The sequence below is a fragment of the Koromonas soli genome, assembly GCF_059726265.1.
Window position 1 is genome coordinate 3,634,131 of the sequence record NZ_AP040872.1, and the last position, 24,975, is coordinate 3,659,105.

Here is a 24,975-nt window from a genome sequence, read left to right on the forward strand (position 1 = left end):
ATCGCAACGGACCATTGTATCCACATTGAGAGTTGCGGAGGGCGCGGCAGAATGCGATCAGCACGAAGGCAACTGCGCTGCTGTTTTTGTGATTGGCTCGCGGCCACTCACCGGGTCAGTGCGAGAGCTGTGCGAGTGCGGCGCGGAAAAGCTGTTCGAAACTGCGTCCGTCGGAGGGGCCCAGCTTTTCCATGGCGCGCTCGGCGGCTGCAGCTTGATAGCCGAGATTAACCAACGCTGAGAGCACGTCGTCTTCGAGCGCGTGCTTGGGGCGCGGGGCGGCGGGAGTGATGCCGAACTCCGTTAGCTTGTCCTTGAGTTCGAGCACCATGCGCTCGGCTGTCTTCTTGCCAACGCCCGGCATGCGCGTGAGCCGCGTGGCATCTCCCCCACGGATGGTGGCCACCAGATCGCGCGTGTTCATGCCACCAAGGATGTTGACGGCGAGCTTGGGGCCGATTCCGCTGACGGAAAGAAGCTTCTCGAACAGCGCCTTCTCTTCAGGATGACGGAATCCAAAAAGTGCGATCTGGTCTTCGCGCACGTGAGTGTAGATGAACAGCGATACCTCGCTGCCTGCGTCGGGAAGTTCGGTGAAGGTGTTCATCGAGACCGTTACGTCGTAACCGACACCATGACAATCGACGATGGCGTGGCCGGGCGAGGTAGCAAGGAGAGTGCCGCGAAGATGCGCGATCATGGCTCTATCGCTGCTCGGGACGGCGCTTGTAGTAAATGTTGAAATCGAAGCCACGCGGCGCAGGGAACAACTCATTCACCTTGCGCAAGCGCTCGGCCAGTGCCGCAGGGGAGAGCAGAGGATAATCACGCTCGCGCAGTTCGTAGTAGTCCACATCGAGGTAGAGCGAGAGCAGGTAAATCGCGATGGCATCGGCGAACGTGGTTTCGAAGTATTCCTGCTTGGCTTTCTCTGCGTCGGGAGCGTTGGAGGTGACGATCTTGCGAAGTTCGTTGGCGTCAAGCGAAGTTTCGCCCTTCACCTTGTCCTGAATCTGCTTCCAGACCAGGTCAGCAAAGGCTTGGGAGAATCCGGTCTGGTCGGCAAAGGCGTGAGCGATATTGATATAGAACTCGAACGCAACAGAGAAGCGGTCGTCCATCAACCGCGTGGAGATGAACACACACTGCGCGTCGCCAAGCGTAAGATTGCGGTGGCAGACGGCGCGGTCGCTGAGCAGCACGTCATAGCGGTCAGCAATCAATGTCTGGTCGCCATCGGCAACCGTGAGCGGCACAAAGTAAAATGCCTTGCGCGTAAGCACGGAGGCGATGGCCTGCGGTACGGCATCGACCATGCGCTGCAATTCGCCGGAAGAGACATTGACTTCGCCACTCGAGGCGTAGCAGATTCCATTGCTTGACTGCTGCACGGGAGAGAGTCTTAGTACTTCAGCCGGGGAGTGTGTGGTTGCGTGTTGAGTGTGCGGCATAGGAAACTACAATTCTAGCGCAGGCAGCCGCCCCGGGATATCCGTTGCTGGCTGCGCGATGGAGGAAATGTGAAGGTCGGCGAAATGGAGGCACGCGGAAACAAGACGCTGGTGGGCGGCGAACCCGTGAGGCAGCCGAGTTGGCTGGTGTGGTGCCTGATGAAGGCCTATCGCATCGTGCTGCTGACCATTCTGTGGGCCGGGTTCGGAATGGGCTTTGGCCTGTTCTGCGGGATCATATTCCTGCTGGTGCGAAGCCTGCTGACGCACACTTCGCCCGACATGAGCCTGGCATATCGGCACATATCGATTCCGGTGGCGATCACCACCGGAGGGTGCGCCTTTCTGTGGAATCTGTGGCGCGCGGTACAGGCGGCAGTCGTACGCAGACGGGATCTGAAGCAGGCAAAGGCAGCTTAGCCATGAAAGTTGCCCGTCGCTAAGGTGGCAGGTTACACTAGAAGGGTCTGTTTCAACAGATGAATTGAGGATCCATGAAAGCAGCAACCCACCCGAAGTATGAAGAGGTCCAGGTGAAGTGCGCCTGCGGTGCAAGCTTTACAACCCGCAGCACTCATCATGGCGACATCCACGTTGAAATCTGTTCGAGCTGCCACCCGTATTTCACGGGTAAGCAGAAGGTGCTCGACACCGCCGGTCGTATCGAACGCTTCCGCCGCAAGTATGCGAAGTCGGACGCGGCCAAGGCTGCCGAACAGAAATAATCCCGCGGGTGGTCGGGGTCTCCGGCAAGCGATCCTTGCTGGGGTGAAGACGCCCTCGGCGCAAGTATCAAGAGCCCTCGCTGTTGCAAGCCGCAAAATGGCTCGCAAGGCGAGGGCTTTCTGTTTTGTGCAGGAAATCAGTAGTCCAGCCGCTCGGCTCCGGGAGCAGGCATGCTGTTGAGAGTCTTGATGATTACATCGTCCGAGGAGCGTGCGATGCGGTGGAGCTGGCTCGGGTAGGCATTAGGTACAAACCAAAGCTGCAGAACAGAGACTTCGTCGGAGGTGATTTGCCAATCGACTGCATCGAGGGAGCGAATGCCTGCGGCTTCAAGCACGGCTTGGTCGGCGTCGAGGGATGAGAGCGAGAACGTGTCGCCGCTGGGTGAGAGGAAGACGAGAGTCTCGGTGAAGCGTCCGAAGAATGTGGCATAAACGATGTGAGCGCGATGTCGGCCGTCGGGCGAAACGGGCGAAAGTTTCGCTTCGCGAAGCTCACAACGCTGGAGTGAGGTGCGCATTAACGGCCACAGAGGATTGTCCGAGGCGACATGCCAGGCAAGGCCAGCGAATATGGGCAGGGTAACGGCAAGAACCACAATCAGCAATGATCGCCGCGCAGGAGGAAGTGCTGCGGGTTTGATTGCCGTGCGAGCGGGTTGTGCCGAGGTCGCCATGATGGGCCGCTACTCACGCTGAGGGCACGCGACTGAAGACGTGAGCTGAATAGTTGGATGCGTAATTGGTGGGTGGAGGCTCTTTTCGGGCAATGCATTCGAGGTGAGCGGTCGAGGTGTATCGGCCTTCAGATGCCGATACAATAGAGGCGTGCATAAGTTTTATGAAAACCCGCAGGTTCACGAAGCGCCCGAAGATGTGAGGGTTCCCGCGAACTTGAAGATTGGCTCGGTCGAGATCGCGCCAGCTACAGTGCTCGCTCCGATGGCTGGAATTACAGACACAGTGTTCCGCAGGTTCATTCGCGAGATGACGGGCTGCGGTCTGTTGATGACCGAATTCACCTCTGCCGATGGAGTGATTCGGAAGAAGGACAAGAAGGCGCAGCGCTTTCTGCACTTCTACGAAGATGAGCACCCGATCAGCTCGCAACTGTTTGGCTCGAATCCGGAGTCGCTTGCGGAAGCAGCGCGCATGGTGGAGGGATTCGGTTTCGACTTGGTGGACCTGAACCTGGGCTGTCCCGCGAAGAAGGTTGTGAAATGCAATGGCGGCAGCGGACTGCTGCGTGAGCTGCCGACGATCCAGAAGATATTCGAAGCTGTGCGCGCGGCGGTGACGATTCCGTTCACGGTGAAGTTCCGCGCAGGCTGGAGTGAAAGCGAACTAGTCTTTCATGAGCTGGCGAAGATGGCGGAAGGATGCGGGCTGGACGCAGTCGCCATGCATGCGCGCACACGTCAGCAGGGATACAGCGGACAGGCGCAGTGGGAGTGGATCGCCGAGCTGAAATCGCTGGTGAAATTTCCGGTGATTGGCAATGGCGATATTCGCACGCCGGAAGATGCACGCGCGATGATTGCAGTGACAGGTTGCGATGGTGTGATGATTGGGCGCGCGGCTGCGTCGAATCCGTGGATTTTCAGGCAGATTGCGCAGTACACGGCCTCAGGCACATATGATGTGCCTTCGCGCGAGGACCGCTACGAAATGATCCGTCGCTATTTTGGCATGCTGATCATTGAGGGTCTTCCGGATGCGACGGGGAAGATGAAACAGTTTGCATCGTGGTTCACGCATGGCGTGGAAGGCGGAGCAAAACTGCGCAAGGCGATCTACGATTCGAAATCTCCAGAGGCGATCGTGGCGGCGGTGGATGAGTTTTTCTCGCGCAAGCCAGCGGAGAGTGATGCTGCATGCGACGTCGTTCCGGCGAACGATTTCGACGCGTGCTGCGGTTAATAGAATTGCGTTCAGAGGTGAGTAGTTTGGAAGCTCCAAAGCGGAAATGGAAGCGGTACAAAGTAGATATTCGCGTACGGATTCGACGCTGGGATGATGCGGATGACACGGCGACGGTGGTTCGCACGTACGAGCTGAGCGAAGGCGGCATGAGCGTGTACGCCTCGGAAACATTGGACATGGGCACACTGTTGCAAGTTGAGTTTGCACTGCCGGACTCGACACCGATTCGCGTAAAGGCCGTGGTGCGGAACCGTCGCGGGTTCCGCTGCGGACTGGAGTTCATGGATCCTGCGTTGAATGTGCGAGCCGAGCTTGGCCGCTATCTCAAGGCGTTAGCCGACGTAATTGAAATCTGATCATCCGCGGACTCGACGGCTTCAGCGATGTATCCACCTTTTGCATCGCGACTAATGTAGGCCCAGGGTGTATTGGGATCGTGAGTGAAAACCGTAAGCCAGCGTTCGGGAATCGCATCGTGATAGTAGCGATGACGATTGTCGATGGAGTCTATTGGTGAGAGATCGTATCCCATGACCCATGTGGGCTGGAGATGAGCTGTGCTGGGAATGAGGTCGCCTACGTAGGCGGCCTTTTTGTTGTGGCTCTCGATGATTACAGCCTGGTGATCGAAGGTGTGTCCGGGGAAAACTTCGACGCGAATGCCGGGCACGATCAATTGTTTGCCGCTGAGCAGTACGGCTCGTCCACTGCTGACAAGGGGATCGTAGTTGTCAGTCAAATAGCTGACGCGATCGCGTTCATGTTGTTGATGCGCGTGTGCGAGTTCGCCGCGTTGAAAGTAGTAACGGGCACGAGGGAACGCAGGAACGATGCTGCCATCGGCGCGGCGTACGGTGTTCCATCCACAATGATCAAAGTGCAAATGCGTGTTGATGACGATGTCGAAATCATCAGGAGCAAAGCCTGCGGCAGCGAGGTTGTCGAGCAGCACGGATTGCGTGTCGTAGATCTGGCGCATCTTGTTGGGGAGTTTGCTGCCGGCTCCGGTATCGACAAGAATGGTGTGCTCACCAGTGCGGATGACGAGAGAGTTCATCGCCATGTGCAGGCGGTTCTGCGCGTCCACAGCAATCTTTTTCTGCCACATGGATTTGGGGATGACGCCGAACATGGCGCCGCCATCGAGATAGTAAAGTCCGTCGTTGATGATGGTGAGTTCGAAATCGCCAAGCGTAGTGCGGTGCAAAGTGTGCTCCACGGTCTCAGAAGACAGAGGGTTAGATGAGCAAAGAGGGCAGGAAAGTCGCAAGTAGAAGACGAATGTCGCAGGATAGGCAATGAGGGTGAGTGCAGGATATAATCCCGGGACTAAGTTTCAGAAGGAGAGTGGGATGAAGGTTCGTTCAATGATTGCCGTGCTGCTGCTGAGCGCAGTGTCAATGTGGGCGCAGAATGCTCCGCAGAGTGGGGATGCCGATAAGCACTCGGAGCACGAGCACGCGATGTGCAAGCGCGACAAGAGCAAGATGGATTGCTGCAAGAAAGACAAAGACGGCAAGATGGCCAAAGAGATGGATTGCTGCAAAAAGGGCAAGTGCGACAGGGAAAAGAAGGGCGACGAGAAGAAGAGCTAGCGGGTATCAAGAGAGTAAACATAGGGTTGCAGGTTGGGCACTATGGTGTGCAGAGGGATAAGGATTGCCCTGCTTGATATCTGCGGGTTACGGGCGTTACCGAAGTGGTAAATAGGGCCGTGACCGGGGCTAGGAGGGCGGCGGAGGGTTGGCAGCGGGAAGGGATCCTTCGGCTGCGCTGACACCCTCCTCTCAGCGAAACCTTCGGAAGCGTAAGGCGCTTACAGGATTCGAACTGCGCTTGCGACGGGAAGGACGAAAGACAACCAGAATCTGCAATCAGGGCAGGAAAGAGAAGGGCGGCCAGCAGGCCGCCCTTTTGTGCTATTTGGAGGAGCTGAGCATTTCGAGGACGCGATCGAAGTCTTCGAGGGACTTGTATTCGAGCACGATCTTGCCTTTGCCCTTTTTGTCCTGGATCTGGACTCGGAGACCGAGGGAGCGCTGGAGCTGCTGCTCGGCTTCGCGGACGTTGGGATCGAGCTGACGCTCGGGCTTGGCGACGGCGGGCTCAGGATGGGCGAGATTATATGCGGCTCCCTCGACCTGGCGCACGGACATGGAGAGCTGGACGGCGCGCTGGGCGAGACGAAGCATTGCTTCGGGCGAGTCGAGAGTCATGAGAGCCTTTGCGTGCCCGAATGAGAGCTTGTTTCCCTCGACCATCTTGAGGACTTCGGAGGGGAGTTTGAGGAGGCGCAGGAAGTTGGAGACCGAAGAGCGGTCCTTTCCGGTGCGCTGGGCCATTTGCTCCTGGGTGAGTCCGAACTCGCGGCCGAGGCGCTCGTAGGCTCGGGCCTGCTCGACGGGGTTAAGGTCTTCGCGCTGGAGATTCTCGACAATGGTGATCTCCATGGCCTGCTCATTGGAGAGCTGGCGCACGATGGCTGGAACCGTTTTCTTGCTGGCGCGCTGAGAGGCCAGCCAACGGCGCTCTCCGGTGACGAGCTGGTAGCGGGCACCCTGCTGGCGGACGGTGATGGGCTGGACGACTCCGGAGACCTTGATGGATTCGGCGAGCTCGTTCAGAGCGGTTTCGTCGAAAACGGTTCGGGTCTGGTAGGGATTGCGGTCGATCTGCTCGACGGGGATCTCGCGTACAAGGTCTCCGGTGGGCTGCTGCTGAGGCTGGGCGGCCGGAGCGGAAGTGGAGGAATGCACGCCACGGGCGGCCGGAAGCAGGGCTCCGAGGCCGCGTCCGAGGGCTTTTTTCTTATCTTGAGTCGAGTTCACTGCTGTACCTCGCTGGTGGATGGCTGTGGGGTGGGGCGCTTCTTGATGCGGTTGAGTACTTCCTTAGCCAATTTGAGGTAGCTCTCGGAACCGCGAGACTTTGGATCATAGATAATTGCCGGTTTTCCATGGCTCGGCGCTTCAGCAACGCGCACATTGCGCGGGATGCTGGTTTCGTAGAGATAGTCGCCGAGATAGGACTTGAGCTCTCCGGTGACGCCCTGGGCGAGATTTGTGCGGTCGTCGTACATGGTGAGGACGATACCCTCGATCTCGAGGGACGGATTGAAGCTTTGGCGCACCAATTCCACTGTATTGAGCAGCTCGCTGATGCCTTCGAGGGCGAAATACTCGGCCTGCATCGGGATTAGAACCGAATCGGCAGCCACGAGGGCATTGATCGTGAGCAGGTCGAGCGCCGGCGGGCAGTCGAGGATGACGATCTTGTACTGGTCGCGCAAGCGTTGCAGGACGTGGCGCAGGCGGTATTCGCGGAACTCTCCGTTGACGAGTTCGACATTGATGCCCGACAAATGGCTGGAGGCGGGCAGCACCTTGAGGTTGTCGAGTTCGGTCTTCTGTAGGAGTTCGTTGGGGTCGGCCTCGTCGGAGAGCGCGTAGGTGGTGATGAGTTCATAGGTTCCGGGGCGGTCGGGGTCCTTGGCGAGGCCGAGGCCGGATGAGGAGTTGGCTTGTGAGTCGCAGTCGATGAGCAGCGTCGGCAAGCCGCTGGAGGCAAAGCTGGCGGCGAGATTAATGCTGGTGGTGGTTTTGCCGACTCCGCCTTTCTGGTTGGCGATAGCGATGACCCGAGACATATATAAAGCTCCAGGCAGCCGGTAGTGGAACGGCGTCGGTTGCCGATTGTGGGACAAGATTGAGGGTAAAGGACGGGGAGAGTGGGTCGCAATGGTTTCTGGGCTGTGGAGGGTTGTGAATATGGTGCATAAGTGAAGAAAGTTGTGCAGAACTGGGTGTTCCACGTGGAACGCGGGGTTGGTTGGGGGTGTCGGCAGCAGGATGCAAGGCTTGGGCGCGAGCGGCGTGTTCCACGTGGAACATGGGGCGGGTGTTCGGAGCAGGGGAGCGTCGCCTGCGGCTCAGGATCACAGTCGGTGTTGGAGTGGGATGGTTAGTGTTCCACGTGGAACGTCGTGAGAGTGAGCCTCTCTGTGTTCCACGTGGAACATACGCTCAGGACCGAGACCAGGTGAGAAGAAGGCGCTGGTCGGAGGATGGGAGCGGGATTGCGGTGGATTCGCCATCGGGTAGGAGAGAGAGGGCGCGTTCTTGCTGGGCGGCTCCGATGAGCACGGCCAGGCGGCCACCGGGCGCAACGAGGCGGTGGGCAGAGGTGAGGATCTCGTCGAACTTCTCGACGGCTCGCATTGTGACCAGTGACGCTTTCTGGGAGATGGTTTCGGCGCGCTGGTTGAGGATGGCGACGTCCGGGAGCTGGGTGGCGCGGCGCACTTCCTTGAGGAAGGTGGCCTTCTTGCCGTGAGCTTCGATGAGAGTGAGGGTGAGCATCGGCGCCCAGTACTTGAAGGGGAAGCCGGGGAATCCGGCGCCGCTGCCGAGGTCGAATACGTCGAGGGATGAGTCGCGGTGGAGAAGCTGGCGGGCGGCGAAGAGGGATTCGCCGAAGTGGCGGGTGACCATCTCTTCCGGGGTGCGCAGGGCGGTAAGGTTCATGCGCTGGTTCCATCGGGTAAGCAGGTCGAGGTGGGTGCGGATGGCCGCGAGGAGCTGCGGGTCAAGATCGGAAGAGGGGATGAATGGGGAAAGAAGGTCTTGAAGAGTGCGGTCGTCCATGAGGACAGGATAAATGGTGGAGCGCCTCAGGATGACACGTAGATCAAAGGCAAGAGCAAAGGCAAAAGCAACTGCGACACCAACTGCAACACGAACTGCAACACGAACTGCAAATACAACTACAAAACCTTTGGAGGGCGCTTCGCGCCTTCTTTAATAGATCCCATATACGCTTGCCAAAAGAGGCAAGCGTATATGGGGCACCCGCGGTGCTTAACGCTTCGCTCGCATACAGGGAGTTCTCGCCGCGATGCTTAGGGCGTCGCTAGGGTACAGGAACTCTCGTCTGCGGTGCTTTGTTCTTGGTGGGGGCTGCAGTATAGGAGTGAGTGGTGTACACATGTGGACAGGTGTGCATGTGTACATTCAATTGTGTGAAGTAAAGGCGCTCGGGGAGAGCGCCTTCTTATTGGGCTAGAAGCGGGGGTGGCTGAGAGAGTCGGCCTGGGGGAGAAGCTGGCGGTAGACGTCGTCGGGGAGATTGGTTTGCCAGTGGTTGGTGATTCGGGCAAGTCCAACGCCGGAGAAGAACAGGGCGGCGAGGACGATGACGACGGCGACGGGTTGCAGAGCTCGTCCATTCCAGCGCGTGGTGACGGGTGTGGCGGCGCGCGGCGGTAAGGAGAGCTGGAGCGCGTTCTGGGTGGAGCAGCTGGCGACGCACTCGAGGCAGGCAGTGCATTCGGCTGACCGGATCTGGATGAGGCGATCGACAGGAAGATTCTGTGGGCAGGCTTTGGCGCACTTGCCGCAGTCAACGCAGCTTTCTTCATCGCGACGAATCTTGACGGGGCTGGCGAGCGAGACGAGCGACATGAGAGCGCCGTAGGGGCAGGCGTAGCGGCACCAGAAATTCTTGATGAGTACGGAGAGCAGGCTCAGCACGAGGACGACGACGAGCGCGGTGGAGCCCATATGCTCGAAGAAATGAAGCATCTTGACGTCGGCGAGGAGGCCGTAGGGGCCGTTCATGAACTCTTCAAGGTAGGCGGCCGATTCGCCTCCGATGATGACGACGAAGAAGGCAAGCAGCAGATATTTGAGCCCGCGAAGCGGGATGTCGATCCAGCGCGGCAGAGTGAGGTTGTGTCCGAGGAAGCGACGGCCCGCTTTCCATAGGTATTCGGAGAGGGTTCCGATGGGGCAGAGCCAGGAGCAGAAGGCGCGCTTGAGCAGGAGGCTCATGGCGACAAAGATGAGGAACAGGACCATGGCCGCGGGGTGGATGGCGGGGATGTGTCCGGTGGCGATGAGATAGCGGGTGTTCATGAGGCCGGCGATGGGGAGCCAGCCATCGACTCCGGCGGGACGTGAGACGTGCGGGCCGGTGGCGCCGGATTCGAAATATTGGACGAAGAGGTAGAACTTGGCGCAGAGAAAGACGTTGAGCAGGATGAACGCGGTTTGCACGATGAGTCGTGTGCGCTGGGAACGATCGGGCGCAAGACGGCGCACGAATTTCTTCTTTGGAGTAGAGACGGGATCAGTAAGAGTCGGCATAAAGACCTTCTGTTTAAGCCTATGAGGGAGGGGGACGCAGGGCTATGACTTCCGTCACAAATGGGGTATTGGCGGTGGGGTGGTTGGTGACCGGGAGCAGCGGCGGAGACTGAAACGGCGCTGGGGGCCTTCGCCTGCGGCTCAGGATGACACCTTTTAGAAACAAAGGAACGAGCAAGAGCAGAGGCGAGAGCAACCCCGAGGTCCTTCGCTTCGCTCAGGATGACGCTTAAATAACAACAACAAATGCAAGAGCAAGGGCAGGAGCAACAACAAAGGCAGGAGCAACAGACCCACCTCTGCCAACTACGGGCAGAGGTGGGGCACCGTCGAGTGCATTGATGTCGAGCGGATCGATTAGAAACCTTCGAGGACGAGTTTGCCGATGGATTTGTTGGACTCGATGGATTGATGGGCTCGGCGCAGGTTCTCGGCGTTGATGGCGCCGGCGGTTTCGGCGAGGGTGGTGCGCACGAGGCCTTCATCGACAAGTCTCGATATTTGCTCGAGGATGCGATGTTGCTCGATCATGTCGGGCGTCTGGAAGACGGAGCGCGTGAACATGGATTCCCAGTGCAGCGAGGCGGCCTTGGGTTTGAACTTACGCGCATCGAGCGATGCGGGGTCGTCGATGAGAGCGAAAGCGCCTTGCGGAGCGATGATCTCGACGATCTCGTCGAAGTGCTGGTCGGTGTGGGTCAGCGAAATGATGTATTCGACGAATGGGAAGCCGAGCTTGCGGACTTGTTCGCTGATCTTCTGGGAGTGATCGACGGTTTGGTGCGCGCCGTTCTGGATGACCCACAATTGCGACTCGGGGCGGGAGGCGGAGCCGATGATGGCGAGTCCGGTGAGACGGCGGGCAAGTTGGACGAGGATGGAGCCGACTCCGCCGGAGGCTCCGACGACGAGAAGCGTGCCGGCCTGATGCGGCTTGCCGAGGGGGATGCGCAGGCGGTCGAAGAGCAGTTCCCAGGCGGTGATGGAGGTCAGCGGGAGAGCCGCCGCTTCAGCAAAGGAGAGTGAGCGCGGCTTGTGTCCGACGATGCGCTCGTCAACGAGGTGGAACTCGCTGTTGGTGCCGGGACGATTGAGGGTTCCCGCGTAGAAGACTTCGTCACCGGGCTTGAAGAGCGTGACTTCGGGGCCGACGGACTCGACGACTCCGGCACAGTCAAAGCCGAGAATCTTGGGTTGGGCCTCGGTGCCCTGGGCGCGCATGCGGACCTTGGTGTCGATGGGATTGACAGAGACGGCATGGACGGCAACGAGAAGATCGCGCGGGCCGGGCGTGGGCTTGGGAGTTTCGAAGTCGAACAGGGACTTGGGATCGGAGGGCGGTAAGGATTGAATGTAGCCGACAGCTTTCATGTGGGCTCCTTATTGGGGAAATGATATAGGAGCGATGGCGGTGGTGGAAATGCGAGGGGAGCGCACCGTGGCGGTTGGTGACCTATGGTGGCAGAGGTAGTGCGAGCATGGCTGGGGTCCTTGACGAAGAACAAAGGCAAAGGCAATGCAAAGGCAAAGGCAAAACACCCACCTCTGCTAAATGCGGGCAGAGGTGGGGCACCGGGTTCGTGGTGGGTGACCTCAGGCGGTGGCGGAGGTTGGAGGGATGGCTGGGATCCTTCGGCTTCGCCTCAGGATGACACTTCAAACAACGACGGGCTCAGGGGGAGCTCGTGAGTGATATCGGTGTCCCCTAGCGGCTTAGGCGAAGGGCGAGCTGGACGACGCGAGGGTCGGTGGTGGTGGAGGTGATGGTGCCGAAGGCGGTGGTGCCGAACGTGCCATTGGGTTGCGCGAAGGCGGGCGTGTTGGTGAGGTTGAAGATTTCGGCGCGGAATTCGAGGTTGGTGCGCTCGGAGAGTTTCGTGTTCTTGACCAAGGCGAGGTCGAGGTCGCGATAGGCAGGGCCGCGCACGGGGTTGCGTGAAGCGTTGCCGATGGCGAACTGCTTGGTTTCGGTGAAGGCGCTGGTGTTGAAGAACTGCGCGGGGCTGCGCTTATTGGATGGCAGCGCGGGGTTGCCGACGATGGTGGGGCGCTGGAGAACGAATCCGGCGAATGCGTTGTAGTTGGTGGCCTGAGTGACGGTGACGGGCATGCCGGATTGCAGTGAGGCAATGACGTTGAGTCTCCAGCCGCCCAGGAGTTTGTCGGCGATGCCGGCGGAGGCGAAGCGATGACCGCGTCCGGCGGGCAGGTCGTAGATGGCACCGATGGAGGTGACGTTGGGCATGTCGCCGCTGGAGGAATCGCGTTCGAGGCGCGGGTTGTAGGTGTCGGCAGCGATGAGGCTGCTGGAGTTGGGAGATGAAAGCACGGTCGAGGAGAAGACGGACGAGGCGTCATCGATGAGCTTGGAGTGGGTGTAGGAGAACAACAGATACATGCCATGGCTGAAGCGCTGCTCGACCTTAGCTTCGAGGGCGTGGTAGTTGGTTTCGCCAGTGTTGTTGCGGTAGATGGCAACGTTGAGGAAGCGGGGATAGGGCTTGAGCAACTGCGCCTGGGTAACGGTCTTGCCGCCGATGGAACTCCACGAAGGAAGCTGTCCGTAGTAGGGATTGGCGACCTTGGCGAGCAAGGCACTGCCCTGCGAGAGCTGATCGGCGGTGAGCTGGTTGAGATTGAATTCGGGAATGCCGACGTGGATAATGTGCGATCCGACGTAGGTGACTTCGAAGGACAGGTTATTGGTGAGCTGACGCTCGATGGCGAGATTCCACTGCTGCACGTAGCCGGAACCGGATTTGCGATTGACGGTGTACACGCTCTGTCCGAGGCCGGCATTGGCGGTGAGCGGAATGGATGAGACGTTGGGGCCGTTGGCTAGAGTGAAGGCCGAGTTGATGCTGTCCTGCGTTTTCTGCTGCACGTTCTGGATGAAGGGGAACTGCGGAACGGTGAACGGCGTGGTGATGCCGGACTGATCGATAAACACGATGCCGAAGCCGGAGCGCACGACGGTTTTCGGAGTGAGCAGGTAGGCGAGGCCGATGCGCGGGGCGAGGTTGGCGTAGTGCAGTTCGCGGGCGCTGGTGGGATATCCGTTCTGTCCGAGGTAGTCGAGCTGTTGGGTGGCGAGGTTGAAGATGGCTCCCTGATTGTTCAACTCGGTGGAGGGGGAGTGCAGCGTCCAGCGCGCGCCGAGGTTGAGGGTGAGGCGATTGGTGGCGCGCCAGTCATCCTGCAGGAAGTATTCCATGATGTGATCGCGGGGACGAAGCTTGCTCTGCTGAAGATCGATCTGGAAGGTATCGACCTGACCGAGCAGGAAGCTAGCGAGCGCGTTGCCGCCGGTTGTGCCGGTGGAGGTCTGAAGGTTGGTGCCGGTAGTGGTGAAGGCGAACGCCCCGGTGGGATTGGGCGGAGCAATGGTGTTCAGTTGGTACCAGCGGAAATCGAAGCCGCCCTTGAGGGAGTGGCGCCCGCGAGTATAGGAGAGGCCGTCGACCAGCTCCCATACTGCGGTCTGGTAACGCGAGGTGGTTCCGGCGGAAGCGCCGATCTGCTGGAATCCGGTGATGGTGAATAGCGGCAGAGCGTTGTTGAATGCGGCGTTGGTCGGGATGCCGGGAATGCCGAGCGCGTTGGAAGCAGTATCGGCGAGCGTGGGGCCGACGATGTTGTTGCTGCGTCGCGTGTAGCCGAGGCGCAGATCATTGAGCAGGTGATTGGTGAAGGTGTGCGTCTCGCTGAAGACGGCCTGCTGTCCGAGCACATGCGAGAGTCCGGCAACACCGCCGGTACCGACGACCGATCCGGTGATGGCACCACTGCCGTCGGGCAGCGGAGTGACGGGCTGCTCTACTTCGTTGAAATAGGAATAGCGGCCGAAGGTGCGGTCGTGCGCGGTAAGCGCGCCATCAACACGAATGTCGAATTGGTTCTGATGGTCGGCGTCGTTGTCGGTGCGTGAGTAGTTGTTGGCTCCGGTGGTGGAGGCGACGTTGGGCAGGGGATAGCGCGAGAGCAGGGCAAGGGCCTTCGGGTCCATGGCGGTGGTGATGACGTCATTGGCAAACTCCTGACGGACGTATCGGCCCCCGGTGTAGTTGGTGGTGGAAGGATCGTAAACGTGAGAGACGCCGGTGAAGATGCCCTGGCGCTCGTTAATGGTTGGGACGGTGGAGATGCGGGTCACGCCGATCAACTGCTTGACGCCCTGGTATCCGGCGAAAACAAATGCACGGTTGCGAACGATGGGCGCGCTGAGGGTTCCGCCGTAAAGATTGCGGCGGTACTCGGGCTTGCGCGACGAGTTGGAGAAATAATTGCGCGCGTTGAGATCTTCGTTGCGCAGGAACTCGTAGAGGCTGCCGTGAAGGGCGTTGGTGCCGGAGCGGGTGGCGACGTTGACGACGCCTCCGTTGAAGCGTCCGAACTCGGCGGCGACATTGTTGGACTGGACGGTGAATTCCTGAATGTCATCGATGATGGGAAAGAAGACAACCTGGCCGGGCTCGGGTTGGAGAGCGGAGATGCCGTCGTAGAGATATTCGTTGGTGCGCGGGCGTCCGCCATTGATGCGGGGAAGCACGGTGCCGGGAGGAAGTTCGACGCCGGGAGCAAGCGTGGTGAGCTGAACGAAATTGCGCGAGTTCAGCGGCATGGCAACGACGGTGGTGCCGGGAATCGTGGTCTGCACATCGCTGGTCTGAGACTGGAGAACGGGCGGCTCTTCATCGATGGTGATGGTTTGCCGATCGCTGCCGAGAGGCATTGAAAAATCAACGGCTGTGGTGTTGCCGACTTCGACAATTACACGTGGACGGCTGAGGTTTTGGAATCCGCGGGCGAAAACGTCTAGGCGGTAGGTGCCGGGATTGAGATCGCGAAAGACGTAGTCACCGGAAGTGGACGTTGTAGTACTGCGGCGCAGGTTGGTCGCGGATTCGGTGAGTTGGAGGCGGGCGTCCGGAACTGACGCGCCGGAAGGATCGGAGACGCGGCCCTGGAGTTCGCCACGAACCTGCGCGAGCGCGAGAGTGGAAAGCGAGACGATGAGGGCCACGAGAGCGAGGAAACGGAACCGCATTCCATACCTCCTGAAAATCATGTGCCGCAAGAAGGTTGATAGAGGCGGCGGGACTGCGGACAAGCATTCACTCACGCCGGAGATGAAAGTGTACAGGATGTGCGAGTTCAGCCTGAGAAAAAAGATCAGATCAGCTCGATCAATGGAATTTATGAGAGACAAAGGTGGCGGGGCTGAGGAGCTGAGCGTTCGTCGTGAGCACCTCAGGTCGAGAAGATTGAATCGGCGTGTCGCTGTGAGATGGCGCGAGGGCATCTCTGCGATGGTTGGGTGGCTTCCTAGAGTACGCCGTTGCACCATGCTGTACTCGCAAGCAGGAGCAACGCTCTCCATCCGCAGGGTCCTGGGCACAGCACACAACGACAGAGGGAGGATCGATCATGGTTACTCCGATAACCGCATCGTTTCCATCGTTGACGGTGAGAGAAGTGAACACGTTCGCCGTCGAAGTGCCGATGAACTTTCCGCTGGGAACCAGCGCGGCGGTGGTTTCGAAAGCACCGCTGTTGCTCATCGATCTAGTGACAGAGGAGGGAATCACCGGTCGTACATATCTGTTCTGCTATCGGCCGAGCGTGCCGCGTGCCATCGACGCGTTGCTGCGCGATGCAGTGTCGATTATCAAAGGGGAACGTGTGGCACCAGTGGACATTGCGCCGAAGCTGGCGCGGCGCTTTGCTCTGGTGGGAGTCGCGAGCGTGATGCGAATGGCGCTTTCGGCGCTGGACATGGCGTTGTGGGACGCACTGTCCGTAGCCGCGGGTGTGCCACTGGTCAGGCTACTGGGCGCAAATCCGAAGCCGGTTCAGGCATACAACTCGAGCGGCCTGGGTCTGATGTCTCCGGAGGCGGCGGCGGATGAGGCTGAAAAGCTGATGGCTGGCGGATTCCGGTCGATCAAGTTGAGATTGGGACATGCCACGCTTGAACAGGATCTGGCAGTGACGCGCGCGGTGCGTAAACGTCTGCCGGAGGGAATTGAGCTGCCGGTGGATTACAACCAGGCGCTGACGGTCACGGAGGCGATTCGACGAGGGAGGGCGCTGGAATCGGAGGAAATCGCGTGGCTCGAAGAACCGATTCGTCACGACGATTATCGCGGAAACGCAATGGTCGCGAGAGCGCTGAGGGTTCCGGTGCAGATTGGTGAGAACTTCAATGGGCCGGAGGCAATGGCCGAGGCGATTGCCTGCAATGCATGCGACCTGGTGATGCCGGACGTGGCTCGTATTGGCGGAGTGAGCGGATGGTTGCAGGCCTCGGGGCTTGCGGCTGCGCATGGGATCGCGATGTCATCGCATCTGCATCCGGAGATCAGCGCTCATTTGCTGGCAGCGACTCCGACGTGTCATTACCTGGAATATGTCGATTGGGGCGACGCCATTCTTGAAGAGCCGCTGAAGATTGAGAACGGGTTTGCGCAGATTCCTGAGCGCCCGGGGATTGGATTGGTTTGGAAGCGGGAATTGGTGAAAAAGCTGTCGTTGGCGGCGTAGCCGGGGCAAAACGGGAACTATTCGGCGAGGGAGCTGGCTTGCTTGCGCTGGCGGGACTGGATCTCGATGTACACGTTGAGCAGGGAGACGGCGGCGGGAGTGACGCCGGGAAGACGCGAAGCCTGGCCGATGGTTTGCGGGCGGAGGCGGGTGAGCTTTTCCTTCATCTCGCGGGAGAGGCCGCTGACGCTGGAGTAGTCGAACCACTCGGGGATGGTTTTGGTCTCGGCTTTCTTGAGGCGCTCGATGGCCTTTTCCTGCTGCTGGAGATAACCGGCGTATTTCACTTCGGTTTCGACAGACTTTAGTTCAACCCAGACGGAGCGCGGGAGAGGTTCGTTTGCACTCGTGGCGTCGAGGCCATCGTGGGAGAAGAATTCGGGAGCGAGCTGGCGGCAGATGGGCGTGAGGTCATCGATGGTGATCTCGGGGCGGCGAAGAAGTTGCGCCCAGGTTTGTCCGGCGACGGAGGCGGGGCCGAGTTTTTCGCGGAGGGTAAGCAGGTGGTTCGAGGGCAGTGGATTCCCACATTCGCCAACAGAGGGCGGATGTGGGCCACCTGTGAGTTCAGGAGCACTCAAGCTGGGGATGCGCTGGGTTTCGAACTGGTGGCGCAGGTGGGACATGCGCGATTGCTTCGCTTCGTAGGCGGCCCAGGCTTCGTCAGAGATGAGGCCGATGCGACGTCCGTGAGGGGTGAGTCGGCGGTCGGCGTTGTCGATGCGCAAGTGCAGGCGAAACTCGGCGCGCGAGGTGAACATGCGGTAAGGCTCGTTGGTTCCCTTGCTGATGAGGTCATCGATGAGGATGGCCGTGTAGCCTTCGCTGCGATTGAGGGTGAAGGGAGGCTCGCCTTTAACGGCGAGCGCTGCGTTAATTCCGGCCATGAGACCCTGGCAGGCGGCTTCTTCGTAGCCGCTGGTGCCATTGATTTGTCCGCCGAGGTAGAGGCCGCGAATTTTGCGGGTTTCAAGCGTGCGCTCAAGTTCGGTGGGGTCGATGGAATCGTATTCGATGGCGTAGCCGGGGCGCAGCATCTCGGCTTTTTCGAGCCCGGGGATGGAGGCGAGGATGGCGAGCTGCACCTCGACAGGCAGAGAGGTGCTCATGCCGTTGATGTAGATCTCGTGTGTGTCGAGGCCCTCGGGCTCGAGGTAGAGCTGGTGAGTTTCCTTGTCGGGAAACTTGACGATCTTGTCTTCGATGGACGGGCAGTAGCGCGGGCCGGTGGAGTGAATCTGGCCGCTGTACATGGGCGAGCGATGCACGTTCTCGCGGATGATGCGATGCGTCTCAGCCGTGGTGTTGGCGATGTAGCAGGAGATCTGCGGCTGCGTAATCTTCTTAGTACGGAAGCTGAAGGGCGTGGGCTCGGGGTCGCCGGGCTGCGGCTGAAAACGCGAGAAGTCGATGGTGCGTCCGTCGAGACGCGGGGGCGTTCCGGTCTTGAGGCGGCAATGGCGCAGACCGAGTGCTTTGAGGCTCTCACCGAGATGGATGGAAGCGGGCTCGCCGCTGCGTCCGGCGGGATAGGTCTGCTCGCCGCAGTGAATGAGGCCGTTGAGGAAGGTTCCGGTGGTGACGACGACGGCTTTGGCGGCGATGATGCGCCCGTCGCGCAGGCGGAGTCCGGTGACACGGCGGCGGTCGGAGGATTGGGCGTCGTCCTCGACGATGAGTTCGGCGACTTCGGCTTGTTTGATCTGGAGGTTAGGTTGCGACTCCAGAACCTGCTTCATTTTGACGCGGTAAGCCTGCTTATCGCATTGGGCGCGGGGTGACCAGACGGCAGGTCCGCGAGATGTGTTGAGCAGTCGGAACTGAATGCCGACGGCGTCGGTGACCTCTCCCATGATGCCGCCGAGGGCGTCGATTTCGCGGACGATGTGGCCCTTGGCGATGCCTCCGACGGCGGGATTGCAGGACATTTGCGCGATGAGGTCGGCGTTGAGGGTGAAGAGTCCGGTGCGCAGTCCGAGGCGCGCGGCTGCCATGGCGGCTTCGCATCCGGCGTGTCCGGCGCCAACAACGGCAATGTCGAAGTGTTCGGAGAAGGTCATGGACGGCTTAGGAGTATTTTAGCAAGGTGGATTGGCCCTGAGAGTTGGCTGAAGAGCAAGAGCAAGACAGGAGCAGGAGCAAAGGCGAAAGGCAACGGAAGAACCTTTGGAGGGCGCTGCGCGCCTTCTTTATTAGAACCCACATGCGCTTGCCAAAGGAGGCAAGCGTATATGGGGCACCCGCGGTGCTTGGCGCTTCGCTAACACACACGGAGTTCTCGCCCGCAGTGCTTGGGGTTGGCGCCGATTCGAAGGTTGTTTTCTGACCCAATTAATAGTGTGTGAGCAAGAAGCAGGTTGTTGGCTACTTCGTCATTTCGATGGCGATGAGCTGGCCTTCGGTGGTGGTGGCGCCTTCGAAGTAAGTCACTTTGGCTTTCATGCCGTCGAGGTCGTGGCAGGGGTTGAGTTCGCCCGTGGGGGTGAAGCCAAGAGCGGTGAACTCGATTTTGTAGTAGTTGCGGGTGCGCAGTTCGATGGGCTTGGCGCCTCCGGTGAGGGTCAGGTGCATGGTGGCCGGTGAGCCGCATTGGATGTTCTTCAGCGTGCCCCGGGCGGTTCGGCGCGGGCCATGATGTTCGAGCTCGGGAGTGGAGTCGGTGTCGGCAACCTCGACCGTGACGGCAGTGGTGTCGGTCGATTGCTCGCGGGATTCGCTCGTCTGGCGTTCCCAGCGTTCGCGTTCGGATCTGTAGTGCTGGATGGACTGGATTTGCGAATCGAGGGCGACGAGTTGTTCGGGAGAGGTGGCGAGTTTGCTGGCGGCGTCGAGCACGCGCAGAGCGTCGTCGGGACGCTGGGCAATCATGAGGAGATTGGCGGCGTTCTGACGGAATCCGAGGTTGGCGGGTTCGAGTTCGATGGCGCGCAGATTGAGAGTGCGGGCTTCATCGAGATTCTTGCGCTGCATGGCATAGAAGCGGGCAAGTTCATCGAAGGCCGGAGCGAAGTCGCGATTGAGCTTGATGGCCTGGCGGAGGCTGGACTCGATTTGTGAGAGGCGTTCGGCGGGAAGTCCTTCGCGCATGGTGATGGCGGCGAAGTAGTAGTGCGCAAGGTAGCTTTGTGAATCGAGTTTGATTGCTTGCTCGTACCAGTCCTGCGCTTCCTTGAGTTTGCCTTCACGGAAGGCGATGTAGCCAAGGGTTTCGCGAGCGGAGACGTTATTGGGCTCCTGCTGCAGGACATGGGTAAGCAGCGTGCGCGAGGCGTTGACACGATTGTTGAGGGCCATGATGTCGGCGCGGATGGCGTCGGTGTCATTGATGGTCATGGGCACGACCTTATATGCCGAGCTGTCGATTTCAGTGGCACCGGGCACGCGCAGGTAGATGAAAGAGCCCTGCTCGATGTAGCGCTGGAGATTCTTTTCGAGCACTTTGAGGTCGCCGAAAGCCTGCGTGGCAGCTGTGACCGAATCCACCTTATTCATGACAAGCCGCCCGTACTCGCTGATCTGGTGGGTGTGATTCTGCAGGTCCTTGATTTCGAGATAGTGAGTAAGAGCCCAGGACTCGGCGTAGAAGATGGATCCCTTGTTCTCTTCGTGGTAGTAGGGAGAGTTCTGGTCGGCGGCGAGCAGGGTGGCAAGCGGCAGAAGGCGATTCTGGCGCAGGAGCAGGATGTTCTCGACGCTGGGACGACCGAGGCCAACTTCCTTCTCCTGAATCTCGGTGGTCGAGTAGAACTCGGCGAGTCCTTCGCTGAGCCAGAGCGGCATCCACTCCTGCGCGCGCGACGTGATGAAGTGGGTGTACTCGTGGTACACGGTGGCGTACGGATGGTCGCCTTCGACATCGAGTCGGAGCAGGATGTAATTGCGGTCTTCGGTGCGCATGAAGTATCCGGCGAGGCTGAGTTGACCCTTGGCGAGATAGGCTTCGGGTTCGAGAGCCTCGAAGTCCCGCTTGTCGCGCAGAGCGAGGACAACCATGGGAGACGCGGAATCGACGTGCGCGGTGGGGAATCGCTTGTGGAAGACGGCGCGCATGCGCTCGAACTGATCGGCAACGCGGCGGCCCTGTTTTTCTCCGGCATTGGTGAGGACCGTGAAGTGCGGAGTGCGAACCTCGATCCAGTTTTCGGTGCGGGCGGAGGCAAGGGGAGCGATGGTGGCGAGGAGAGCGAGAAAGAAAAGGGCGCGTCGGATCATGGGGTGGCTTCTCAGGACTGTTTAGGAATGATGATGGTGGAGGGGTGGGACGTCAATGGGGGATTAGACCGGGGGAGGAAGGGTGAAGGCAAGAGCAAAGGCGAAAGCAAGAACAAAGGCAAGAGCAAGAACAAAGGCGAAAGGCAAAGGAAGAAACTTTGGAGGGCGCTTCGCGCCTTCTTCGCTAGATCCCACATGCGCTTGCCAAAAGAGGCAAGCGTATATGGGGCACCCGCGGTGCTTAGCGCTTCGCTAGGATGCACGGAGTTCTCGCCCGCAGTGCTTGGGACGTCGCTACGGCACAGGGCATCGTTCTCGCCTGCGGTGCTTGGGTTTTGGTTACTTCGTGGCTGAGGCGAGGACCATTTGTGCTTGGAGGCGGACGAACTCGCCATCGTAGGTTTGCCGAATGGCGGCAAGTACTTCCCGGTCCACCTCGGCGTCGCCATCCACCTTTTCTAATAGTGGGCGGAAAGGAACGGTGACTCCGCGGAAGTAATCCCAGAGCTCCTCGGGGGTGCCGTGCCAGTCCCATTTGACGGGCTGGATGCGATCTTCGGCGTGCTGGAATCCTGCCGCGTGCAGGGCGGTCGAGAGCGCGCCGGGTTGGCCGAACTTGAACATCGAACTGGCGCCTGGAGGGATTTCCAGGCCGGGACGGATGCGGCGCACGGTGCCGATGGTGATGTCGAAATAAGGCTGCTCCATGGGACCCCAGGCGAGCAGAGACACGCGTCCGCCGGGACGCAACACGCGGCGCATTTCACGAAGCGCCTGGGGGAGATCACTGAAGAACATGACGCCGAGGCGGCTGGTAACGCGATCAAAGGACTCGTCGCCGAATGGCAGGGCGTGGACATCACCCTGGAGGAACTCGACATTGCGAAGGCCGCGCTTGTGAGCGCGCTCGCGAGCGACCTCGAGAGGCATGGCGGCCATGTCGAGGCCGACCACAGTTCCCTGCTCTCCGACGGCGGAGGCGATGGAAATGGCGGGCTCGCCCGCTCCGCAGGCGACATCGAGAACGCGCAGTCCGGGCGCGAGCTGCGCCTCGCGCACAACCGCCGAGGTGGTGTCGGCACCCATTTCCGCGGACTGCTTTTTGAAACGCTCTCCGGCATTCAATCGCGCAAAACTATCCCAAACCTGCTCTGGCATGAACCTCTCCGATCAAAACCCGATATCTTATGCTGCGCGAGTGGTTCGCGGCTACTAGAACCAGTGTTTTCGCTTGAAATACAGCAGCACGGCTGCAGTGGAGAGAATCATGAGCGCTCCGGCGTAGGCGGTGCCGTGCGGATTGTCGGTCCATGGCAGGTGCAGGTTCATACCGAAAAAGCCAGTGATGATGACCAACGGAAGCGCGACGGTTCCCCAGATGGTGAGAACCTTCATGACTTCGTTGGTGCGATTGGCAACGGCCGAGAGGTAGATGTCGAGCGAGCCGGAGAGCAGGTCGCGGTAGGTCTCGATGAAATCGACGGTACGGACAATGTGGTCGTACACATCGCGGAAATATACGTCGAGATCGTCACCGAGCAGGCCCTTTTCGCGGCGCATCAGGGCGTTCACGACTTCGCGCATGCCGCTGGCGACGCGGCGGAACTCGATGAGCTTGCGCTTCAGGGAAAAGATGCGGGCGAGAACATCGGGATCGGGGCTGGACAACACCACGTCCTCAATGTCGGAAATATCATCGGCGATTTTGTCCAGCACAGGCTGGTACTCGTCCACGATCTGATCGACGATCATGTAAAAGAGACGGTCGAGGCGATCGACGTGTTCCTGCTCGGCACGGGTGCGCACCTTTTCGAAGACGGCGGAGTCGGCGCTGCGCACGGTGATGAGGTAGTCGGGGCCAAGGAAGACATCGAAGTCGTCGAACTCGAGTTCACCGTTGTTGTGCATGTGCTTGAGCACGGTGAAGATGTAGGCGTCGTGTTCTTCCGTCTTGGGACGCTGCGGACGATGACGGCAATCCTCGATCTGCAATTCGTGAAGATTGAAGCGGCGGGCGAGTTCGTCGAGTTCAGGCGAGTTCGGATCGGCTACGTCGAACCAGGCGAGTTGAGAGAGGACTGTTTCCATCGAGTTCACATTGTAGAGATGCGACGAAGCAGACGCGCGGGCTTATATCTCGCGTCCATCAAAACGGCTCAATAGAGCCGAAAGTTAACTTCCATATGCACGGTGACGGCCACGGGCTTTCCTCTGCGTTGGGCGGGCGAAAAACGCCAGCCTTCGAGGATTGCGATTGCGGCATCGTCGAGGCCGGCGCCGAGTGGACGAACGATTCCCGTCAGATGCGGAACGCCGAATTCATCGATCATGACCGATAAGACGGTGCTGCCCTGAATTCGATATTTTCGCGCCACGTCCGTGAATTCAGGATCTCGATGAGACACGATCTTGGGCGGCAAGATATCTCCGCCTACTCTGAAAGGCTCCCCGAGCTTAGGGGCGAGTTGTGAGTCCTTGAGCGAGCATCGCCAGCCGTGTTCCTTATCTCCGGTGATGGTTCCATTGGTCCAGCATCGCCAGTAGGACGGCAGAACTTCCGTGAGGCCCGCGTTCCAGTCGGTGGCGAATGCCTTTTCGAGAACCGGTTGAGCGGCAGCTGCATCCTGCAAAGACGGGTCGAGTGAGAGGCGAATATCGACGGAGGTCTTGGTTCTTATATTTAGGAATCGGCCAGTATCCTGATCGAATTTGCTGATGACGCGCTTGCCTTTTACCGCGAGGACGCCGTGCTTGTCGACTGAGATCTTAGAGATTTCGAAGAGTCCATCACTCGCCCAGTACCCCTTCTCGGCTTTGCCGAGCAAATTGCCGTTCGCGTCATAATGGAGCGTTGAACCCTTATAAAAGCCGCGAATGAGAACGATCTTGTTCTGAAGCAGGGCTCCGAGCTCCTTTTCAAGACGGCTCTGCTCGGCAAGCGCGGGCGAAACAAACATCAGCAGCAACAGTAACGAGAGAAGACCGGCGCGCAGACTCGTATACTTTGTCGTCGTGATCATTGATTCTGCATCGTATGTCACTCGATTTTCTCTGTCCAGAATTACTCACCATGTAACTCCGAGAACGCTGAACGCATTTTGTCTCGTGCGGTTGTCGCGGTACCATCTACTGCCATGAAACCGCGCATTGCTATTCCTGTGCCGAATTCTGATCCTGAATACTCGTCGCGAGCCCTGCCCGAGTATGTACGTTCTATCGAGGGCGCTGGCGGGGAGCCGGTGGTGATCGACCTGAAGCTTTCGAATGTGGAAGCCGCGCAGCTAGCTAAGTCGTGTGATGGAGTGCTGCTGCCGGGGTCGCCCGCGGATGTCGATCCGCAGAAATATGGCGAGGAGCGGCATGCAAAGACGGCTCCGGCGGACGCGTCGCGCGACAACATTGACGAGCTGTTGCTGCAGGACGCGCACAACATGAGGAAGCCAATACTCACCATCTGCTATGGCACACAGTCTCTGAATGTGTGGCGGAATGGCACGCTGGTGCAGCACATTGAATCGCCGGTGCAGCATTCGCGCACGCCGGGAGCTCCGCGGACAGAGGTGATTGAGCACACGGCACAGGTCGAGCCGGATTCGAAGCTGGCGTCGATCACGGGGCAGGAGGCGATCACGGTGAACTCGAGTCATCACCAGTCGATTGCGAGTCCGGGGGATGCGCTGCGGGTGGTGGCGCGTTCGCCGCAGGATGGAATCATCGAAGCCGTCGAGGGCACGTCGAGCGAGCAGTGGGTCCTGGGGGTGCAATGGCATCCGGAGAGAACATTCGAGAAAAACGAAGTGTCGCGGCGAATATTCGAAAAGCTCATCAACGAGGCGCGGTCGTGGCATGAGAGGTTGGCGGTGCGGTCTCCAGATTTTGAGAACGCGAGGGATTAGGGGGCGCGGTTGGGAGGTTGGTGACCGGGGGCGGCGGTGATGGTGCTGACGGCGGCTGGAATCCTTCGGCTGCGCCTCAGGA

Annotated in this window: 22 protein-coding genes; 7 read left to right on the forward strand and 15 right to left on the reverse strand. The window is 59.5% G+C overall.

The window, feature by feature from the left end; translation table 11 throughout:
• Positions 1-115: 115 nt before the first annotated feature.
• Positions 116-700 (reverse strand): Holliday junction branch migration protein RuvA, encoded by a 585-nt coding sequence (gene ruvA, locus AC6IY8_RS15780; protein WP_497775479.1) that lies wholly within the window; start codon positions 698-700, stop codon positions 116-118.
• A 4-nt stretch (positions 701-704) separates the two neighbouring features.
• Positions 705-1,451, reverse strand: a complete 747-nt coding sequence (locus tag AC6IY8_RS15785) for a hypothetical protein (protein ID WP_497775480.1) — start codon at positions 1,449-1,451, stop codon at positions 705-707.
• 69 nt (positions 1,452-1,520) lie between these two features.
• On the opposite strand from AC6IY8_RS15785, the gene AC6IY8_RS15790 reads away from it, so the two are divergent.
• Positions 1,521-1,871, forward strand: a complete 351-nt coding sequence (locus AC6IY8_RS15790; protein WP_497775481.1) for a hypothetical protein — start codon at positions 1,521-1,523, stop codon at positions 1,869-1,871.
• A gap of 74 nt (positions 1,872-1,945) precedes the next feature.
• Positions 1,946-2,176 carry a 50S ribosomal protein L31 gene (gene rpmE / locus AC6IY8_RS15795; protein ID WP_497775482.1) on the forward strand — a complete coding sequence of 77 codons (231 nt, stop codon included), beginning with the start codon at positions 1,946-1,948 and terminating at the stop codon, positions 2,174-2,176.
• 137 nt (positions 2,177-2,313) lie between these two features.
• On the opposite strand, the gene AC6IY8_RS15800 is transcribed toward rpmE, so the two are convergent.
• Positions 2,314-2,853 (reverse strand): hypothetical protein, encoded by a 540-nt coding sequence (locus tag AC6IY8_RS15800; protein WP_497775483.1) that lies wholly within the window; start codon positions 2,851-2,853, stop codon positions 2,314-2,316.
• Between the two features lie 151 nt (positions 2,854-3,004).
• Here AC6IY8_RS15800 and dusB point away from each other — a divergent pair, with 151 nt between their 5' ends.
• Positions 3,005-4,096: a tRNA dihydrouridine synthase DusB gene (dusB, locus tag AC6IY8_RS15805; RefSeq protein WP_497775485.1), complete on the forward strand. Its 1,092-nt coding sequence runs from the start codon at positions 3,005-3,007 to the stop codon at positions 4,094-4,096.
• Positions 4,097-4,122: 26 nt separating this feature from the next.
• Positions 4,123-4,455 (forward strand): PilZ domain-containing protein, encoded by a 333-nt coding sequence (locus AC6IY8_RS15810; protein ID WP_497775487.1) that lies wholly within the window; start codon positions 4,123-4,125, stop codon positions 4,453-4,455.
• On the opposite strand, the gene AC6IY8_RS15815 is transcribed toward AC6IY8_RS15810, so the two are convergent.
• Entirely contained in the window at positions 4,419-5,306 is an 888-nt protein-coding gene (locus AC6IY8_RS15815; protein ID WP_497775488.1) for an MBL fold metallo-hydrolase, read from the reverse strand. The genes AC6IY8_RS15810 and AC6IY8_RS15815 overlap by 37 nt on opposite strands.
• A 145-nt stretch (positions 5,307-5,451) precedes the next feature.
• Here AC6IY8_RS15815 and AC6IY8_RS15820 point away from each other — a divergent pair, with 145 nt between their 5' ends.
• Positions 5,452-5,694, forward strand: coding sequence for a hypothetical protein (locus AC6IY8_RS15820; RefSeq protein WP_497775489.1), 243 nt, complete (start codon positions 5,452-5,454; stop codon positions 5,692-5,694).
• Positions 5,695-6,018: 324 nt separating this feature from the next.
• Here the strand turns inward: AC6IY8_RS15820 and AC6IY8_RS15825 are convergent, their stop codons facing one another.
• From AC6IY8_RS15825 to AC6IY8_RS15850, 6 genes are all read right to left on the reverse strand, one after another.
• Positions 6,019-6,927, reverse strand: a complete 909-nt coding sequence (locus tag AC6IY8_RS15825) for a ParB/RepB/Spo0J family partition protein (RefSeq protein WP_497775490.1) — start codon at positions 6,925-6,927, stop codon at positions 6,019-6,021.
• A complete protein-coding gene (locus AC6IY8_RS15830; RefSeq protein ID WP_497775491.1) occupies positions 6,924-7,745 on the reverse strand; it encodes a ParA family protein in 822 nt (273 codons plus the stop codon). Before AC6IY8_RS15830 ends, AC6IY8_RS15825 begins: the two co-directional genes overlap by 4 nt.
• A 376-nt stretch (positions 7,746-8,121) precedes the next feature.
• Positions 8,122-8,742: a 16S rRNA (guanine(527)-N(7))-methyltransferase RsmG gene (gene rsmG / locus AC6IY8_RS15835; RefSeq protein ID WP_497775493.1), complete on the reverse strand. Its 621-nt coding sequence runs from the start codon at positions 8,740-8,742 to the stop codon at positions 8,122-8,124.
• A 414-nt stretch (positions 8,743-9,156) separates the two neighbouring features.
• A complete protein-coding gene (locus tag AC6IY8_RS15840; protein ID WP_497775494.1) occupies positions 9,157-10,242 on the reverse strand; it encodes a 4Fe-4S binding protein in 1,086 nt (361 codons plus the stop codon).
• Positions 10,243-10,599: 357 nt separating this feature from the next.
• Positions 10,600-11,613 carry a zinc-binding alcohol dehydrogenase family protein gene (locus AC6IY8_RS15845; protein WP_497775495.1) on the reverse strand — a complete coding sequence of 338 codons (1,014 nt, stop codon included), beginning with the start codon at positions 11,611-11,613 and terminating at the stop codon, positions 10,600-10,602.
• A 334-nt stretch (positions 11,614-11,947) separates the two neighbouring features.
• Complete coding sequence (locus tag AC6IY8_RS15850; RefSeq protein ID WP_497775497.1) at positions 11,948-15,289, reverse strand: TonB-dependent receptor; 3,342 nt, start codon at positions 15,287-15,289, stop codon at positions 11,948-11,950.
• Positions 15,290-15,669: 380 nt separating this feature from the next.
• Here AC6IY8_RS15850 and AC6IY8_RS15855 point away from each other — a divergent pair, with 380 nt between their 5' ends.
• Complete coding sequence (locus AC6IY8_RS15855; RefSeq protein WP_497775499.1) at positions 15,670-16,785, forward strand: enolase C-terminal domain-like protein; 1,116 nt, start codon at positions 15,670-15,672, stop codon at positions 16,783-16,785.
• A gap of 17 nt (positions 16,786-16,802) precedes the next feature.
• Here the strand turns inward: AC6IY8_RS15855 and mnmG are convergent, their stop codons facing one another.
• From mnmG to AC6IY8_RS15880, 5 genes are all read right to left on the reverse strand, one after another.
• Positions 16,803-18,845, reverse strand: coding sequence for a tRNA uridine-5-carboxymethylaminomethyl(34) synthesis enzyme MnmG (gene mnmG, locus AC6IY8_RS15860; protein WP_497775500.1), 2,043 nt, complete (start codon positions 18,843-18,845; stop codon positions 16,803-16,805).
• Between the two features lie 304 nt (positions 18,846-19,149).
• On the reverse strand, positions 19,150-20,997 hold the full coding sequence (locus AC6IY8_RS15865; RefSeq protein ID WP_497775503.1) for a DUF1570 domain-containing protein: 1,848 nt from the start codon (positions 20,995-20,997) through the stop codon (positions 19,150-19,152).
• Between the two features lie 339 nt (positions 20,998-21,336).
• Positions 21,337-22,155 (reverse strand): class I SAM-dependent methyltransferase, encoded by an 819-nt coding sequence (locus tag AC6IY8_RS15870; protein WP_497775504.1) that lies wholly within the window; start codon positions 22,153-22,155, stop codon positions 21,337-21,339.
• Positions 22,156-22,209: 54 nt separating this feature from the next.
• On the reverse strand, positions 22,210-23,085 hold the full coding sequence (gene corA, locus AC6IY8_RS15875) for a magnesium/cobalt transporter CorA (RefSeq protein WP_497775505.1): 876 nt from the start codon (positions 23,083-23,085) through the stop codon (positions 22,210-22,212).
• A 68-nt stretch (positions 23,086-23,153) separates the two neighbouring features.
• Positions 23,154-24,017, reverse strand: coding sequence for an energy transducer TonB (locus AC6IY8_RS15880; protein WP_497775507.1), 864 nt, complete (start codon positions 24,015-24,017; stop codon positions 23,154-23,156).
• A 114-nt stretch (positions 24,018-24,131) separates the two neighbouring features.
• Here AC6IY8_RS15880 and AC6IY8_RS15885 point away from each other — a divergent pair, with 114 nt between their 5' ends.
• Entirely contained in the window at positions 24,132-24,893 is a 762-nt protein-coding gene (locus AC6IY8_RS15885) for a gamma-glutamyl-gamma-aminobutyrate hydrolase family protein (RefSeq protein WP_497775509.1), read from the forward strand.
• Positions 24,894-24,975 lie beyond the last annotated feature (82 nt).